Annotated in this window: 15 protein-coding genes; all 15 read right to left on the reverse strand. The window is 57.6% G+C overall.

The window, feature by feature from the left end; translation table 11 throughout:
* Positions 1–43: 43 nt before the first annotated feature.
* The 15 genes from rnhB to rpsB all read right to left on the reverse strand — a co-directional run bounded on the left by rnhB (position 44) and on the right by rpsB (position 15,218).
* On the reverse strand, positions 44–637 hold the full coding sequence (rnhB, locus tag ACJ8OK_RS16910; RefSeq protein WP_015378890.1) for a ribonuclease HII: 594 nt from the start codon (positions 635–637) through the stop codon (positions 44–46).
* Positions 634–1,782: a lipid-A-disaccharide synthase gene (gene lpxB / locus ACJ8OK_RS16915; protein ID WP_033632250.1), complete on the reverse strand. Its 1,149-nt coding sequence runs from the start codon at positions 1,780–1,782 to the stop codon at positions 634–636. The genes rnhB and lpxB overlap by 4 nt, the downstream gene beginning before the upstream one ends.
* Positions 1,783–1,785: 3 nt before the next feature.
* Positions 1,786–2,574 (reverse strand): acyl-ACP--UDP-N-acetylglucosamine O-acyltransferase, encoded by a 789-nt coding sequence (lpxA, locus tag ACJ8OK_RS16920; protein ID WP_004931964.1) that lies wholly within the window; start codon positions 2,572–2,574, stop codon positions 1,786–1,788.
* A gap of 3 nt (positions 2,575–2,577) precedes the next feature.
* Positions 2,578–3,033 (reverse strand): 3-hydroxyacyl-ACP dehydratase FabZ, encoded by a 456-nt coding sequence (gene fabZ, locus ACJ8OK_RS16925; protein ID WP_004931962.1) that lies wholly within the window; start codon positions 3,031–3,033, stop codon positions 2,578–2,580.
* Positions 3,034–3,193: 160 nt separating this feature from the next.
* Complete coding sequence (gene lpxD, locus ACJ8OK_RS16930; protein WP_004931959.1) at positions 3,194–4,216, reverse strand: UDP-3-O-(3-hydroxymyristoyl)glucosamine N-acyltransferase; 1,023 nt, start codon at positions 4,214–4,216, stop codon at positions 3,194–3,196.
* Positions 4,217–4,219: 3 nt separating this feature from the next.
* Entirely contained in the window at positions 4,220–4,717 is a 498-nt protein-coding gene (gene skp, locus ACJ8OK_RS16935) for a molecular chaperone Skp (protein WP_004931958.1), read from the reverse strand.
* A 156-nt stretch (positions 4,718–4,873) separates the two neighbouring features.
* Positions 4,874–7,300 (reverse strand): outer membrane protein assembly factor BamA, encoded by a 2,427-nt coding sequence (gene bamA / locus ACJ8OK_RS16940; protein ID WP_004931955.1) that lies wholly within the window; start codon positions 7,298–7,300, stop codon positions 4,874–4,876.
* A gap of 35 nt (positions 7,301–7,335) precedes the next feature.
* Positions 7,336–8,691 (reverse strand): sigma E protease regulator RseP, encoded by a 1,356-nt coding sequence (rseP, locus tag ACJ8OK_RS16945; protein WP_004931952.1) that lies wholly within the window; start codon positions 8,689–8,691, stop codon positions 7,336–7,338.
* Positions 8,692–8,718: 27 nt separating this feature from the next.
* On the reverse strand, positions 8,719–9,561 hold the full coding sequence (gene cdsA / locus ACJ8OK_RS16950) for a phosphatidate cytidylyltransferase (RefSeq protein ID WP_004931949.1): 843 nt from the start codon (positions 9,559–9,561) through the stop codon (positions 8,719–8,721).
* 9 nt (positions 9,562–9,570) lie between these two features.
* Entirely contained in the window at positions 9,571–10,329 is a 759-nt protein-coding gene (gene ispU / locus ACJ8OK_RS16955) for a (2E,6E)-farnesyl-diphosphate-specific ditrans,polycis-undecaprenyl-diphosphate synthase (protein WP_033632249.1), read from the reverse strand.
* Between the two features lie 277 nt (positions 10,330–10,606).
* On the reverse strand, positions 10,607–11,803 hold the full coding sequence (gene ispC, locus ACJ8OK_RS16960) for a 1-deoxy-D-xylulose-5-phosphate reductoisomerase (RefSeq protein WP_060560112.1): 1,197 nt from the start codon (positions 11,801–11,803) through the stop codon (positions 10,607–10,609).
* Positions 11,804–11,960: 157 nt separating this feature from the next.
* Positions 11,961–12,518: a ribosome recycling factor gene (gene frr / locus ACJ8OK_RS16965; RefSeq protein ID WP_004931943.1), complete on the reverse strand. Its 558-nt coding sequence runs from the start codon at positions 12,516–12,518 to the stop codon at positions 11,961–11,963.
* 119 nt (positions 12,519–12,637) lie between these two features.
* The gene (pyrH, locus tag ACJ8OK_RS16970) at positions 12,638–13,363 is read right to left on the reverse strand and encodes a UMP kinase (protein ID WP_004931940.1); all 726 of its coding nucleotides are present in this window, start codon (positions 13,361–13,363) and stop codon (positions 12,638–12,640) included.
* Between the two features lie 148 nt (positions 13,364–13,511).
* Positions 13,512–14,363 carry a translation elongation factor Ts gene (tsf, locus tag ACJ8OK_RS16975; protein WP_033632247.1) on the reverse strand — a complete coding sequence of 284 codons (852 nt, stop codon included), beginning with the start codon at positions 14,361–14,363 and terminating at the stop codon, positions 13,512–13,514.
* A 129-nt stretch (positions 14,364–14,492) separates the two neighbouring features.
* Positions 14,493–15,218: a 30S ribosomal protein S2 gene (rpsB, locus tag ACJ8OK_RS16980; RefSeq protein ID WP_004931937.1), complete on the reverse strand. Its 726-nt coding sequence runs from the start codon at positions 15,216–15,218 to the stop codon at positions 14,493–14,495.
* Positions 15,219–15,293 lie beyond the last annotated feature (75 nt).

Consider the following 15,293-nt stretch of genomic DNA (forward strand, 5'->3'; position numbering starts at 1 on the left):
GAGCCCGGGTTAATGCTATCGTCGAGCCGGTCAGGCTCGCAGGCTACAGCGCCAGCGCTCTTTTCACCGGCGCGAAGCTGCGACGATGATGCTCGGTGGCGCCCAGCGCGGCCAGCCGCTCCAGGTGGAAGGCGGTCGGGTAGCCTTTATGCTGCGCGAAACCGTAGTCCGGGTACTCGCTGTCCAACTCGGCCATTTCGCGATCGCGCGTGACCTTCGCCAGAATGGACGCCGCGCTGATCTCCGCCACGCGGCTATCGCCCTTCACCACCGCCTGCGAACGCATCGGCAAGCTCGGGCAACGGTTACCGTCGATTAAAACCATGTCCGGCGCGATATGCAACCCGGCCACCGCGCGCTGCATCGCCAACATGGTGGCGTGCAAAATGTTCAGTTGGTCGATTTCCGCCGGTTCGGCGCGCCCCAGGCTCCAGGAGAGCGCCTTGGCGACGATTTCGTCATACAGCGCCAGGCGGCGTTTTTCACTGAGTTTCTTGGAGTCCGCCAGACCGACGATCGGCTGCGCCGGATCGAGGATCACGGCGGCGGTGACCACCGCGCCGACCAACGGGCCGCGGCCCACTTCGTCCACACCGGCAATCAGCGTGGCAGCGGGATAGATAAAGGGTTCAATCATGCTTTCGCCAGCTCCAACACAGCCTGAGCGGCCTGTTCGTCCGCACCGCAACGGATGCTTTGGTGCAAGGTAAGGAAAGTGTGTTTCAACGCTTCGGTTTCCGGGCTCTCTTCCAGCAGCGGCATCACGGCGGCGGCCAGTTTGTCCGGCACGCAGTCATGCTGCAACAGCTCGGTGACGATCTCGCGCCCCGCCAGCAGATTCGGCAGCGAAACGTAAGGCGTTTTTACCAGCTTCTGCGCCAGCCAGAAAGTGAACGGTTTCATGCGATAGCCCACCACCATCGGGCACTTGGCCAGCATGCACTCCAGCGCCGCCGTACCGGATGCCAGCAGCGCCGCGTCGCTGGCGATCATCGCTTCGCGCCCCTGCCCATTCAGCAGGTGTACGGTCAAATCCGGCGCAACCTCGGCCTTGATGCGCTCAAACTGCTCGCGCCGTTTGGCGTTGACCAGCGGCACCACCACTTCCAGCTCGGGATAACGGGTGCGCAGCAGCTGCGCGGTTTTGAGGAAATCGGCGCTCAGCATCTCGACTTCGGCGCCGCGGCTACCCGGCAGCAAGGCCAGACAGCGCGCCTGCGGAGCGATGCCAAGCTGAGCGCGCGCCGCCAGCCGGTCGGGCTGCAACGGCATGGCGTCCGCCATGGTGTGGCCAATAAACCGGCAAGGCACGTTGAAACGATCGTAAAACGCTTTTTCGAAAGGGAGAAAGGCCAGCACCAGATCGGTGGCTTTGCCTATTTTGAAAACGCGCTTTTGCCGCCAGGCCCACACGGAAGGGCTGACGTAGTGGATGGTGCGGATACCGCGCTGCTTGAGGCGGCCTTCCAGCGTGATGTTGAAGTCCGGCGCGTCGATGCCGACAAACACGTCCGGCCGCAGCTCACCGAAGCGGCGGGTAAGATCCTTGCGGATCTTCAACAGGCGTGGCAAACGCTCGAGCACTTCCACCACGCCCATGACCGCCAGCTCTTCCATTTCGTACCAGGCTTCGCAGCCTTCGGCCTGCATCAACGGGCCGGCAACGCCTACGAAACGCGCGTCGGGGATCTGCGCCTTGAGCGCACGGATCAAGCCGGCCCCGAGAATGTCACCGGAGGTTTCTCCGGCGACCAGTCCGATAGTCAATGGACGATTCGACATAACTCAGCGAATGATGCCACGGGTGGAACGGGTGAAGAAATCGAGGTATTGCTGCACCACCGGCTGTTCTTTGGCCAGGGCTTCGATTTCCGCTTTCGCTTCATCCAGCGTTTTCTCGCTGCGATACAGGATTTTGTAGGCGTTGCGGATTGCCTGCATTTCATCCTTGTCAAAACCGCGGCGCTTCAGGCCGACCGCGTTGACGCCGAACGGCGTAGCGTGGTTGCCCTGAGCGATGACGAAAGGAGGCACGTCCTGAGCGACACCGGAACAACCGCCTACCATCACATGCGCGCCGATAATGCAGAACTGGTGGATCGCCGTCATGCCGCCGATGATGGCGTGATCATCGATTTCCACATGCCCCGCCAGCGTGGCGTTGTTGGCCAGCACGCAAGCATTGCCAACCACGCAATCGTGGGCGACGTGCACGTTGACCATCAGCAGGTTGTCGTTGCCCACTTTAGTCAGGCCGGTACCCTGCGCGGTGCCGCGATGAATGGTCACGCTTTCGCGGATGCGGTTGCGATCGCCCACTTCAACGCGCGTCGGTTCGCCCGCGTATTTCAGATCCTGATTCACTTCGCCGATAGAGGCGAACTGATAAATCTGATTATCGCAGCCAATCTTGGTAATGCCATTCACCACCACGTGGGATTTCAGCACCGTGCCGGCGCCGATTTCCACCTGAGAGCCGACGTAGCAGAAAGGGCCGATATGCACGTTGGCGCCGATCACGGCGCCTTCTTCGACTATCGCGCTAGGATGGATAAAGGCGGTTTGGTCAATCACGGATTAAGCCTCCCGGCTGCGGGCACACATCATGGTTGCTTCGCAGACAATTTTACCGTCAACGGTCGCCACGCCTTTGAAGCGAGTCAGACCGCGGCGCGTTTTCTCGAAGGTGACTTCCATGACCATCTGATCGCCTGGCACCACAGGGCGCTTGAAGCGTGCTTCGTCGATACCGGCGAAGTAATACAGCTCGCCCGGCTCCAGTTTGCCGACGCTTTTAAACGCCAGGATACCGGTGGCCTGCGCCATGGCTTCCAGGATCAATACGCCTGGGAAAATCGGTTTGCCAGGGAAATGGCCCTGGAAAAACGGTTCATTCACCGATACGTTCTTCACCGCACGCAGATATTTGTGCTCTTCAAACTCGAGGACGCGGTCGACCAGCAAGAACGGGTAACGGTGAGGAAGCAGATCCAAAATTTCTGCAATATCCAGAGTATGAGTGTCAGTAGTCAAAATACTCTTCCTGTCTCTAAAAACTGATGGCATCAACAACACGGCCTGCGCTGACCCCAAAAGGAGATCATCATGCAGGCCGCAAATTAACATCTCTTTGCGCTTTTGGTCTCACGACCAACGCGTTTCGTTTTGTACCCGCCAGGGCGGGCGGCAATGATTAGTCTTTTCCGACTTTACGTTCGACAGCTTTCAAGCGCTTGCTGATCTCATCGATATTCATCACCAACGCAGCGGTTTTACGCCAAACCTTGTTAGGCTGCAACGGAATGCCCGAAGAGTATACCCCAGGTTCGGTGATTGGTCGCATAACCATTCCCATTCCGGTAACAACAACCTTGTCGGCAATCTCCATGTGACCGTTGATCACGCTGGCACCGCCGATCTGGCAGTAGCGGCCGATTTTCAGGCTGCCAGCCATGATCACACCGCCAGCGACGGCGGTATTGTCGCCAATCACGACGTTATGTGCAATCTGACATTGGTTGTCGATGATAACACCATTCCCGATTTGGGTGTTATCCAAAGCGCCGCGGTCAATGGTGGTGCAAGCGCCGATTTCGACGCGATCGCCGATAATCACCGTGCCCAACTGAGGGATTTTGATCCATTCGCCGCGCTCGTTCGCATAGCCGAAACCGTCCGCGCCGATCACGGTGCCGGACTGGATCAGGCAGCGCTGGCCGATTTCAACCGCATGATAAATTGTGACATTCGCCCACAGACGCGTTCCCGCGCCGATGCGTGCGTGTTTACCGATGAAGCAACCCGGGCCGATAACCACGTTATCGCCAAGCACCGCACCCGACTCAATCACCGCGTTCGCCCCAATGGCGACGTTCTGCCCCAGCTGCGCTTCAGGCGAGATCACCGCGCTTGGCGCGATATCCTGCGCCGGTGCCGGCGTAGTGTCCATCAGTTGCGCCATGCGCGCGTAGGTCAGATAAGGGTTTTTAACCACCAGCGCCGCAGCACGGCAGTGTGGTAAATCCGCTTCGGTAAGCACCACGGCGCTTGCCTGGCAGGAAGACAGCTGCTCTTGATAGCGGCTGTTTGACAAAAACGTGATTTGGCCAGGCTGTGCCGAATGCATAGAAGCAATGCCGGTGATGACGAGATCGCCATCACCGTGCAATTGTGCATCCAACTGCTGCGCTAAATCAGCCAGTCGAATTGAAAGCATGTGTTATTTAACCTGTTTCAGCACGTCAGCAGTGATATCTTTGGAAGAGTCTGCATAGGCAACGGCGTTGGCGTCGATCACCACGTCATAACCGCCTTTGCTGGCGACAGATTTCACCGCGTCCTGAATGCGGCTCAGGATCTTGTTACGTTCTTCCATCTGGCGACGGCGGTTGTCCTGCTCGAAAGCCTGGGCTTTCTGAGAGAACTGCTCGCGTTGCGCCATCACGTCTTTTTCCAACTTGCTGCGGTCGCTGGCTTTCATGGTAGCGCCGTCACGCTGCAGACGTTGCATTTTGGTCTGCAGGCTACGTTCCATGTTCTGGAGTTCGCTTGCACGGCCTTTAAACTCGTTTTCCAGCTGTTTAGCGACCGCTTCGCGGGCCGGCAGCTGTTGGAAAATGCTGGAGACGTTAACGACAGCGATCTTATCTGCTGCCTGAACGCCAGCTGAAGCAGCCATTGCTAAACCGAGGCCTGCGGCACACAACCACTTTTTCACTATAAACTCCTTACCATCACCCATTTGTGTCATATGACACTGAAGTACACAATTTGCCAGACTTGTCCCACCAAACAATGAGAATCATCTCCCTCTGCCGGCGGGCGCCTGGCCATTGCGATTCTTAATAACTGTTATGCCCAGAGGCGAGACCCGTTACCAGGTCTTACCGATGTTAAACTGGAACTGTTCGGACTTGTCGCCTTCGTATTTCTTGATCGGGTTGGCGTAAGAGAACACCAATGGCCCCAATGGCGACATCCACTGCAGCGCGATACCGGCGGAAGAACGAATATTGCTGGCCTTGCTGTAGTCCGGCACGCCGTACATCAGCGTTTCGTCGGTATTCTTCCACTTGGTATCCCACACGGTACCGGCATCGATGAACAGCGAGGTCCGCACCGAGTTGGCGTATTTCTCGCTGATGAACGGCGTCGGGGTGATCAGCTCCAGGCTGGCGACCGCCATGGCGTTACCGCCCACCGCGTCATCCGAGCTACAGATGCTCTGACGCGAGGTCGTGCTGCCGGCGTTGAACTGACACTGGTACGAGTTGGAGTTGTAGTACACCGCCTTCGGACCAATGGTGTTGGACTGGAAGCCGCGCACGGTGCTCGAACCACCGGCGTAGAAGTTCTCGTAGAACGGCATTTCCTTGCCGCCCAACCCATCCGCGTACCCCAGACGGCCACGGCCCAACAGCACCCAGGTGCGATCGTCGTTGATCGGCACGTACTGTACGCTGTCCAACGTCACCTTGTAGTATTCGTTGTCCGAGCCCGGAATGGTGACCTTGCCGTTCAACGTGGTGCGGTTACCCGAGGTCGGGAAGTAGCCGCGGTCCAGGTTGTTGTAGGTCCAGCCCAGGTTCAGCGTAAAGTCGTCGGTCGAGTAGCTGGCGCGGTCGGTTTTATTCGCATCCACGCCCATCGAGTCGAGGTAACGCCACATGGCGATCTGCGGCTGCATGTTCGACAGGCCGTTGTGGACGTAGCCCAGGCCGGTACGCAACGAGTTGTTTTCGTTGATCGGGAAGCCCAGCGTGCCGTCGATACCGTAACTCTTGTTGGTATAGTCCGACAGATCCGCGTCATCCGCCTTAAAGTCGTTGTAGAAGATGCGGCCGCCCAGGCTCACACCGTCAACGGTGAAGTACGGGTTGGTGACCGACAGTTCGGTATAGGTCTGATAGTCGTTCTTGGTGCCGCTGATGCCGACCGAGTACCCGGTCCCCAACCAGTTATCCTGCTGCACGCCCGCCTGGAAGCTGACGCCGCTCTCGGTGCCGTAACCGACGCCGAAGTTGAAGGTACCGGTGTTGCGTTCTTTCACCTTGTAGGTCACATCGACCTGATCGGCGGTGCCCGGCACGCGCTGGGTTTCCACGTCAACCGTTTCGAAGTAGCCCAGACGGTTCAGACGCTCTTTGCCCTGCTCGACCTGCTCGTTGCCGAGCCAGGCGCCTTCCATCTGGCGCATTTCGCGACGCAGTACGGAATCCTTGCTGGTGTCGTTGCCTTCGAACTTGATGCGACGCACGTAGAAGCGGTTGCCCGCGTCAACGTTGACGTGCAGTTTGACGGTTTTATCCGCGTCGTTGATCTCAGGCTGAGTGCCAACGCGCGGGTAGGCGTAACCATAACGGCCCAACATCGTTTTGATGTTGTCTTCCATTTTGGTCACCTTGCTGCCGTTGTACAGCTCGCCTGGCTCGATTTTGGTGATCTGAGCGACTTCCGCCGAGTGGCCGGCCAGATTGCCGTTCACGACAACATCGGAAAGCTTGTACTGCTCGCCTTCGGTGATGTTGATGGTGATGTAGATGCCTTTTTTATCCGGCGTCAGGCTCACCTGGGTAGAATCGATGTTGAAGCGAGCATAGCCGCGATCCAGATAGAAGCTGCGCAGGGTTTCGAGATCGCCCGCCAGTTTTTGCTTCTGGTATTTGCGATCGCCGACCAGGTTCCACCATGGCACTTCGTCACGCAGTTGGAAGCGTGAGATCAGTTCGTCGTTGGTGAAGGCATGGTTGCCGACGATGTTGATTTGTTGAATCTTGGCGGAGACCCCTTCCGTGAACACCAGCTTCAGGTCGACACGGTTGCGCGGCAACGGCGTGACTACGGCTTTCACCGAGGCGCTGTATTTACCGACGCTGTAGTAGAAGTCTTCCAGCCCTTTTTCAATGCTGGAGATCGTGGTGCGGTCGAGCGCCTCGCCCACCCGGACGCCGGAGGCTTCCAGGTTCTGCTTGAGCATGTCATCCTTCACCGACTTGTTGCCGGAGAAAGTGATGCTGGCGATGGTAGGACGTTCCTTCACCTGAACGATCAAGGTATTACCATCGCGCAGCACGCGCACGTCCTCGAAGTTGCCGGTGGCAAACAAGGCACGGATGGTATTACTGATGTCATCGTCAGTGACGGTATCGCCGACGCGAACCGGCATGTTGAGTAACGCCGCACCGACGGCGACTCGCTGCAGGCCTTCGAAATGAATGTCTTTCACTACGAACCCGTCTGCACCGTATACGGTGGCGCTGCCAAACAGCAGCGACGCTATGAGCAACTTTTTCATCGCCATCGTTGTTATGCGTTCTTCCTAACCTATCCCCGCCCCTAGAGGCGGGAAAAATCATTGAAAAGTGCAAGACCCATCAACAACACCAGCACGATCGAACCTATGCGGTAGCTGTAGTCCTGTACTCGCTCGGAAACCGGCCCACCCTTCAGCTTTTCTATCGCCAGGAAGAGGAGATGCCCACCATCTAACACCGGTAATGGGAACAGGTTGATGATACCCAGGTTGACGCTAATCAACGCCAGGAACATCAGATAATACACGAACCCGACTCCGGCTGACGCCCCAGCTCCCTGTGCAATCGAGATCGGGCCACTCAGGTTGTTCAGCTTTACATCACCGGTTATTAATTTGCCCAGCATGTTGACCGTCAGCCGCATCAGCTGCCAGGTCTTGTCGCCGGCCTGATACAGCGCCGGGAACGGTCCATACTGGCGAATCGTTTTATACTCGTCCGGCAGCGGCAGCACTTTTGGAATGATGCCTGCAAACCCCACCGATTTGTCTTTTCCCACCGGCTTTGTATCCGGTATCAGCGTCAAAGACAAGGGGGCGCCGTTTCTTTCAATCTCCAAAGCCAGCGGTTGCCCCGGGCCATCGTGGATACGCTTCACCAGCGTCTGCCAACGACCCAACGGCTGACCATCGACTTTAACGATCCTGTCCCCCGCTTGTAAACCCGCCTTTTGCGCCGCCGAGTTAGGCTGTACTTCCGCCAACACGGATTCGATCTGCGGGCCGCGCGGCATAATGCCCAGCGCGACAACGGGATCCTGCTTGTCCGGTTCAAAGTTCCACTGGCGCAAATCCAGGGTTTTGGTCACCACCTGCGAAGAACCGAACGGCGCGACGCCGACTTCGGTTTGCGCATCGCCAATCTTCGCCACCAGCGCCAGACGAACTGACTCCCAATCAGGCGTTTCGATGCCGTCAACCGACTTTAGTTCCATGCCAGACGAAATTTCGGCCTTGGCGGCGATGGATTGCGGCGCGATTTCGCCGATCACCGGGCGGAAACTCGGCACGCCGATGATGAACACCAGCCAATAGGCAAGGATAGCAAACAGGAAGTTGGCGATGGGGCCGGCGCTGATGATGGCCGCGCGCTGCCAGACGGTTTTGTTGTTAAAGGCCTGATGGCGCATTTCCGGCGCCACCGACTCCACGCGCTCGTCCAGCATCTTCACGTAGCCACCGAGCGGAATCAAAGCGATGACGTACTCGGTGCCCTGGCGATCGGTGCGGCGCCACAGCGCCCGGCCGAAGCCGATGGAGAAGCGTTCAACGCGCACGCCGCAACGACGGGCAACCCAAAAGTGTCCGAACTCGTGCACGGTAATCAAAATACCGAGCGCAATCAGAAACGCCACCAGGTTCCAAAGCACGCTGACCATCATCCCTCACTTTCCGTCATTGACGGATTAAAACACCAACAGCATCAGGCAGGCAAACACCGGCACCGCCGCGGTCAGGCTGTCGATACGATCCAGTATGCCGCCGTGGCCGGGAATCAAATGACCGCTGTCCTTGATGCCCGCTTCGCGTTTGAACATGCTTTCGGTCAAATCGCCCAGCACCGAAGCCAGCGCGGCGATCACCGAACAGGCCAACAGCGTGGTCGGCACCACGTTCAGCGGCGCGTAGCGGCCGAACAGCCAGGAAATGACCGCCGATGTCAGCAGCCCGCCGATCAACCCTTCCCAGGTTTTACCCGGCGAGACCTTCGGCGCCAGCTTATGCTTGCCGAACAGCTTGCCGAACATATAGGCACCGGAATCCGCGCCCCACACCAGCAGCATCACGTACAGCAGCCACCAGGCGCCGGTAAACGGGTTTTGCTCATAGCCGAACTGGCGCAGCGCCAGCATGCCCCAGAAGAACGGCACGATGGTCAGCAGGCCAAACAGCAGGCGCAGCGGGCGCGAATTGCGCCAGATGGCGGCCGAGCCGGGGTAAAACAGCACCAGCAGCAGCGCCGCCAGCCACCAGGCCAGCGATAGCCACAGCGAGCCGCTTACCTGCGGCACGGATTGATGGTAGGCGGGAACGCTGAGCATCATCAGCGCCAGCAGAAAACCGCACAGTATCGCCAGCCAGATGCGCTGCGAACGGGAGGTAAAACCGGCCAGTTGGCCCCACTCCCAGGCTGCTAACATGCACACGACGAGCGTTACCAGAGCAAAGGCCAGCGGCGGCAACAGGAACAGCGCCGCGATAACGATCGGGATTAAAATCAGAGCAGTTATGAGGCGATACTTCAGCAAAAGTTCTCCCTAGGACGCATCGGCGCCGATAGGTGTTGTTCCCCCGAAGCGGCGCTCACGTTGTGCAAATGCATTCAGCGCACCTTCAAAGACAAGTTCATCGAAATCAGGCCAGAGCACATCAGTAAAGTAAAGTTCAGCATAGGCGATTTGCCACAGCAGGAAGTTACTGATGCGATGCTCGCCACCGGTGCGGATAACCAGATCCACCGGCGCCAGGTCGCTCATGCAAACCCGTTCGCTCAATAATTCCTCGCTGATCTGATCCGGGTGCAACTCCCCGCCCCGTACCTGCTCGGCCAGTTCCCTTACTCCCTGAATGATATCCCAACGGCCGCCGTAGTTGGCAGCGATATTGAGCGTCAGGCCATCGTTATTTTCCGTCAGTGTTTCAGAGCGGCGGATCCGCTCCTGCAAACGCGCGCTGAACCGGCTGATATCGCCGATTACCCGCAACCTGACGTTATGTTTATGCAGGCTTTTTACTTCACTATCCAAAGCGCGGACAAAAAGCTCCATCAGGGCGGAGACTTCCTGCACCGGACGGTTCCAGTTTTCGCTGCTGAAGGCATAAAGCGTGAGTGCATCTAAATGGTGGCTGGCGGCAAAACTGACCGCGCGGCGAACCGATTTCACCCCTGCTTTATGACCGAAGACACGTAACTTGCCCTGACGTTTGGCCCAGCGTCCGTTACCGTCCATGATAATGGCGACATGGCGCGGCCCCGGGGAAGATGGATTAGCCTCTTGTTGGTTTGCGGACGACATAACTCGTACTTATTTCCTCAATAGAAATATAACTGCCTTTCCGGAACATCAGACCCTTACGCGCAAAAAAAGCCGTGTGCCCGACACGGCTTTCAGCCTGCCCTCGCGATACCCGACGCAGCCGGGTCGCCATTGGCGCACAAGGCGCCAATCGAGCCATAATTCAACGGTATAACCGCTGACAGGTGGCGCAGACTATACCACCTCAGCGGGGCATGAACAAACGGCCCCGCGGCGGCACGCGCGAATTACGAGCAAAATCGGATAATCGCCGTGATCAGCCGCACAACGCGCGAACGCGTTCCTCGGCGGCGGCGCGCGCCTGGCGGTCAATGTCTAAGACCGCTTCGATGCAGGTCGGTTCCTGCAGCGCGAGACGCTCCACCACCTGGCGGTTGACCACCGCAATGTCGGTGAAACGAATCTGCTGCTGCAAAAATGCCGCCACGGCGATTTCGTTGGCCGCGTTCAGCGCGGTGGTCGCCGCCTGGCCAGCCTCGAACGCTTCGATCGCCAAATACAGGCAAGGATAACGCTCGCGTTCCGGTTCAGCGAAGGTCAGCGAACCGATGCGGCAGAAGTCCAGCGCTTCCACGCCGGAGTTCACGCGCTGCGGATACGCCATCGCGTGGGCGATCGGCGTGCGCATATCCGGCGTACCCAGCTGCGCCAGCACGCTGCCGTCGGCATAGCGCACCATCGAGTGAATCACCGACTGCGGGTGCAGGATCACTTCCATTTGCTCGGCCGAGGCGTTAAACAGCCAGCGGGCCTCAATGTATTCCAGACCTTTGTTCATCATGGTGGCGGAATCCACCGAGATCTTGCGCCCCATCGACCAGTTCGGGTGGGCGCAGGCTTGATCCGGCGTCATCGCGGCGAACTGTTCCAGCGGCGTGGTGCGGAACGGGCCGCCGGAGCCGGTAAGTACGATGCGCGAAACACCATGACTGTCCAGTGAAGAGTATCCCAACTGGCGCTGAATACTCTCAGGCAAACTCTGAAAAATCGCGTTGTGCTCGCTGTCGAGCGGCAGCAGTTGCGCCTGGCTTTGCCGCACCGCGTCCATAAACAGGCGGCCGCAGGTGACCAGCGACTCTTTGTTGGCCAGCAGCACCTGCTTGCCTGCGCGGATCGCCGCCAGCGTCGGCAACAGCCCCGCAGCGCCAACGATGGCCGCCGTCACTTGATCGACGTCGTCCAAAGCCGCCAGTTCGCAGGCCGCTTGCTCCCCGGCCAATACCTCGGTAGCGACGCCGTTTTCCGCCAGAATGGCGCGCAGCTCGCGGGCGGCGCTTTCATCCGCCATCGCGGCGAAGGCGGGCCGGAATTCGATGCATTGCTGCGCCATAACCGCGACGTTGCGGCCGGCCACCAGCGCTTTGATCGCAAAACGCTCGGGATTCGCCCTGACCACGGCCAGGGTGCTGGTCCCTACCGAGCCGGTCGAGCCAAGAATGGTCAGTTGCTTCATGAGTTCACTCTGAATAACTGTCTGATGAGATCGGAGGTGCTCCAGTGTGGAACCTTGGACAGCGCTTGTCCATGATCTTTCAGTACGATGAAACGGGATCTGCGCCACAAAAAACAAAGCGCCGCCCAGGCGACGCTTTTTTTCTGCGCGATGCTGATTAGAAATCCATCAGCTCTTTTTCTTTCTCCGCCAACGCGGCGTCGACCAGCTTGATGTAAGCGTCGGTCATTTTCTGAATCTCGTCTTGTGAACGACGTTCTTCGTCTTCGCTGATCTCTTTGTCTTTCAGCAGCGCCTTGACCTTATCGTTGGCGTCGCGACGCACGTTACGCACCGCTACGCGGCCCTGCTCGGCTTCGCCGCGTACGATCTTGATCAGATCCTTACGGCGTTCTTCGGTCAGCGGAGGCAGCGGAACGCGAATGTCAGAACCGGCGGAAGACGGGTTAAGGCCCAGATCGGAGCTCATGATCGCTTTCTCAACGGCCTGGCTCAGGCTGCGGTCGAACACGTTGATTTTCAGCGTGCGGGAGTCTTCCACGGTCACGTTGGCCAGTTGACGCAGCGGCGTAGCGGCACCGTAGTATTCCACCATGATGCCGTCCAGAATGCTTGGCGAAGCGCGGCCGGTGCGGATCTTGCTGATTTGGTTTTTGAATGCTTCTACGCTTTTTTCCATGCGTGAATCAGCATCTTTTCTGATTTCATTAGTCACGTTGCAAACCCTTGGAAGCTGGTTACTTGGCAGGCGATACTCAAGTATAGCCCGTAATCGTACTCGGAGAGCGCGCGGCGCCTGGCGTCACGCGCTCCGAAAAAGGGGTGTGAACAGCCTTATTTGCTGATCAGCGTACCTTCGTTCTCACCCATCACCACGCGGCGCAGCGCGCCAGGCTTGTTCATGTTGAACACGCGGATCGGCAGACCGTGATCGCGAGCCAGCGTAAACGCCGCCAGATCCATCACTTTCAGCTCGCGCTCCAGCACGTCCTGATAGGTTAATTGTTCATACAGCGTCGCATCCGGGTTTTTCACCGGATCGGCAGAGTAGACGCCATCCACTTTGGTGGCTTTCAGCACCACGTCCGCTTCGATCTCGATGCCGCGCAGGCAAGCGGCGGAATCGGTGGTGAAGAACGGGTTGCCGGTACCAGCGGAGAAGATCACCACGCGGTTGTTGCGCAGCAGGCTGATCGCCTCTGCCCAGCTGTAATTGTCACACACGCCGTTCAGCGGGATCGCCGACATCAGGCGGGCGTTCACATAGGCACGGTGCAGTGCATCACGCATAGCCAGGCCGTTCATCACGGTAGCCAGCATTCCCATGTGGTCGCCCACTACGCGGTTCATGCCGGCTTGCGCCAGGCCCGCGCCGCGGAACAGGTTCCCGCCGCCAATAACTACACCGACCTGAATTCCCAGTTCGACCAGCTCTTTCACTTCCTGAGCCATGCGATCCAAAACGCTGGCGTCGATACCAAAACCTTCTGCACCTTGCAGGGCTTCGCCACTCAGTTTAAGCAGAATACGCTGATATACGGGTTTTGCATTGGTTGCCATGGTGTTCTGTCCTAAGAAGCAGTATTAGTATTGGGGATTTCAGCCGATGAAACGCGCCTGAGGTGAGTATCACGCTGCAGGGCTTGCCACCGGTGTAATTCTGGCTGGATAGTATGGAACCGCCAGACGGCGGTTCCATCGACAGTCATTAAGACTGTTTGCTCATCGCGGCAACTTCAGCAGCGAAGTCGGTTTCGACTTTCTCGATGCCTTCGCCCACTTCGAAGCGAATGAAGTTGGTCACGTCAGCGTTGTGCTCTTTCAGCACCTGAGCAACGGATTTGCTCGGATCCATAACGAAAGGCTGACCGGTCAGAGAAACTTCGCCGGTGAATTTCTTCATGCGGCCTTCAACCATTTTCTCTGCGATTTCTTTCGGCTTGCCGGACTGCATGGCGATGTCCAGCTGAACCTGGTACTCTTTCTCTACCACTTCAGCAGACACGTCTTCTGGCTTCACGAACTCTGGCTTGCTCGCCGCAATGTGCATTGCGATTTGCTTAACCAGCTCTTCGTCAGCGCCTTTAGCCGCAACCAGAACGCCGATACGCGCGCCGTGCAGGTAGCTGCCCAGCACTTCGCCTTCCAGGGAAGCAACGCGACGAATGTTGATGTTTTCGCCGATTTTTGCCACCAGCGCTACGCGCTCTTCTTCGAACTGCGCTTTCAGCACGTCAACGTCAGTGATTTTGCCAGCAACAGCGGCATCCAGCACTTTGTCGGCGAACGCCTGGAAACCGGCGTCTTTTGCTACGAAGTCAGTCTGGCAGTTAACTTCCAGAATGATGCCGTAGTTGCCTTCGATCTTGGTTTTGATCACGCCGTCAGCAGCCACGTTGCCTGCTTTTTTAGCGGCTTTGATCGCACCGGACTTACGCATGTTTTCGATTGCCAGTTCGATGTCGCCGTTGGATTCAACCAGCGCTTTCTTGCAATCCATCATGCCAGCGCCGGTACGCTCGCGCAGTTCTTTTACCAGGGCAGCGGTAATATCAGCCATTTCTTTTTCCTCGGTTATCTCGCGTGGAGACAGTTCTCATTCAGATAAGCAAAGGGGGCCTTAACAGGCCCCCCTAACCAACATATGTCAATACCTGGTTAATAAGGGCTCAGTGACGAGCTTGCCTTATTATTCAGCTTCTACGAAGCCTTCTTCCGCCTGAACGGCCAGATCTTGAGAACGACCTTCACGCACAGCGGCAGCAACAGCAGTCAGGTACAGGTTTACTGCACGGATTGCGTCGTCGTTACCAGGGATGATGAAGTCAACGCCGTCTGGGTTGGAGTTGGTATCAACGATAGAGAATACCGGGATACCCAGGTTGTTGGCTTCTTTGATCGCGATGTGCTCGTGATCGGCATCGATAACGAACAGTGCGTCTGGCAGACCGCCCATATCTTTGATACCGCCCAGGGAGTTTTCCAGCTTGGCCAGTTCACGAGTGCGCATCAGCGCTTCTTTCTTGGTCAGCTTGTCCAGGGTGCCGTCTTGAGACTGGATTTCCAGATCTTTCAAACGCTTGATGGACTGACGAACGGTTTTCCAGTTAGTCAGCATACCGCCCAACCAGCGGTGGTTCACGAAGAACTGGTCACAGCTGTTCGCAGCGTCTTTTACCGCTTCGCTTGCTGCGCGCTTGGTACCAACGAACAGGATCTTGCCTTTACGGGAAGAGATCTTGGTCAGTTCAGCCAGAGCGGCGTTGAACATTGGTACGGTCTGCTCCAGGTTGATGATGTGAACCTTGTTACGAGCGCCGAAGATGAAAGGCTTCATTTTCGGGTTCCAGTAACGGGTCTGGTGACCAAAGTGAACACCAGCCTTGAGCATGTCGCGCATGGAAACAGTTGCCATGATTAAACCTCTATAGATTAATTGGGGTTATGCCTCCACGTATCCCATAACGCCGACCCTGGCGGCGACAAGTCA

This window comes from Serratia sp. CY71090, from assembly GCF_052166845.1.
GTDB lineage: Bacteria > Pseudomonadota > Gammaproteobacteria > Enterobacterales > Enterobacteriaceae > Serratia > Serratia nematodiphila.

Bases quoted from the DNA above. Each gene is read 5' to 3' on its own strand.
- bamA (WP_004931955.1), bottom strand. From the start codon at position 7,300: ATGGCGATGAAAAAGTTGCTCATAGCGTCGCTGCTGTTTGGCAGCGCC.
- tsf (WP_033632247.1), bottom strand. From the start codon at position 14,363: ATGGCTGATATTACCGCTGCCCTGGTAAAAGAACTGCGCGAGCGTACC.
- ispC (WP_060560112.1), bottom strand. From the start codon at position 11,803: ATGAAGCAACTGACCATTCTTGGCTCGACCGGCTCGGTAGGGACCAGC.
- rnhB (WP_015378890.1), bottom strand. From the start codon at position 637: ATGATTGAACCCTTTATCTATCCCGCTGCCACGCTGATTGCCGGTGTG.
- rseP (WP_004931952.1), bottom strand. From the start codon at position 8,691: ATGGTCAGCGTGCTTTGGAACCTGGTGGCGTTTCTGATTGCGCTCGGT.
- ispU (WP_033632249.1), bottom strand. From the start codon at position 10,329: ATGTCGTCCGCAAACCAACAAGAGGCTAATCCATCTTCCCCGGGGCCG.
- lpxD (WP_004931959.1), bottom strand. From the start codon at position 4,216: ATGCTTTCAATTCGACTGGCTGATTTAGCGCAGCAGTTGGATGCACAA.
- pyrH (WP_004931940.1), bottom strand. From the start codon at position 13,363: ATGGCAACCAATGCAAAACCCGTATATCAGCGTATTCTGCTTAAACTG.
- lpxB (WP_033632250.1), bottom strand. From the start codon at position 1,782: ATGTCGAATCGTCCATTGACTATCGGACTGGTCGCCGGAGAAACCTCC.
- rpsB (WP_004931937.1), bottom strand. From the start codon at position 15,218: ATGGCAACTGTTTCCATGCGCGACATGCTCAAGGCTGGTGTTCACTTT.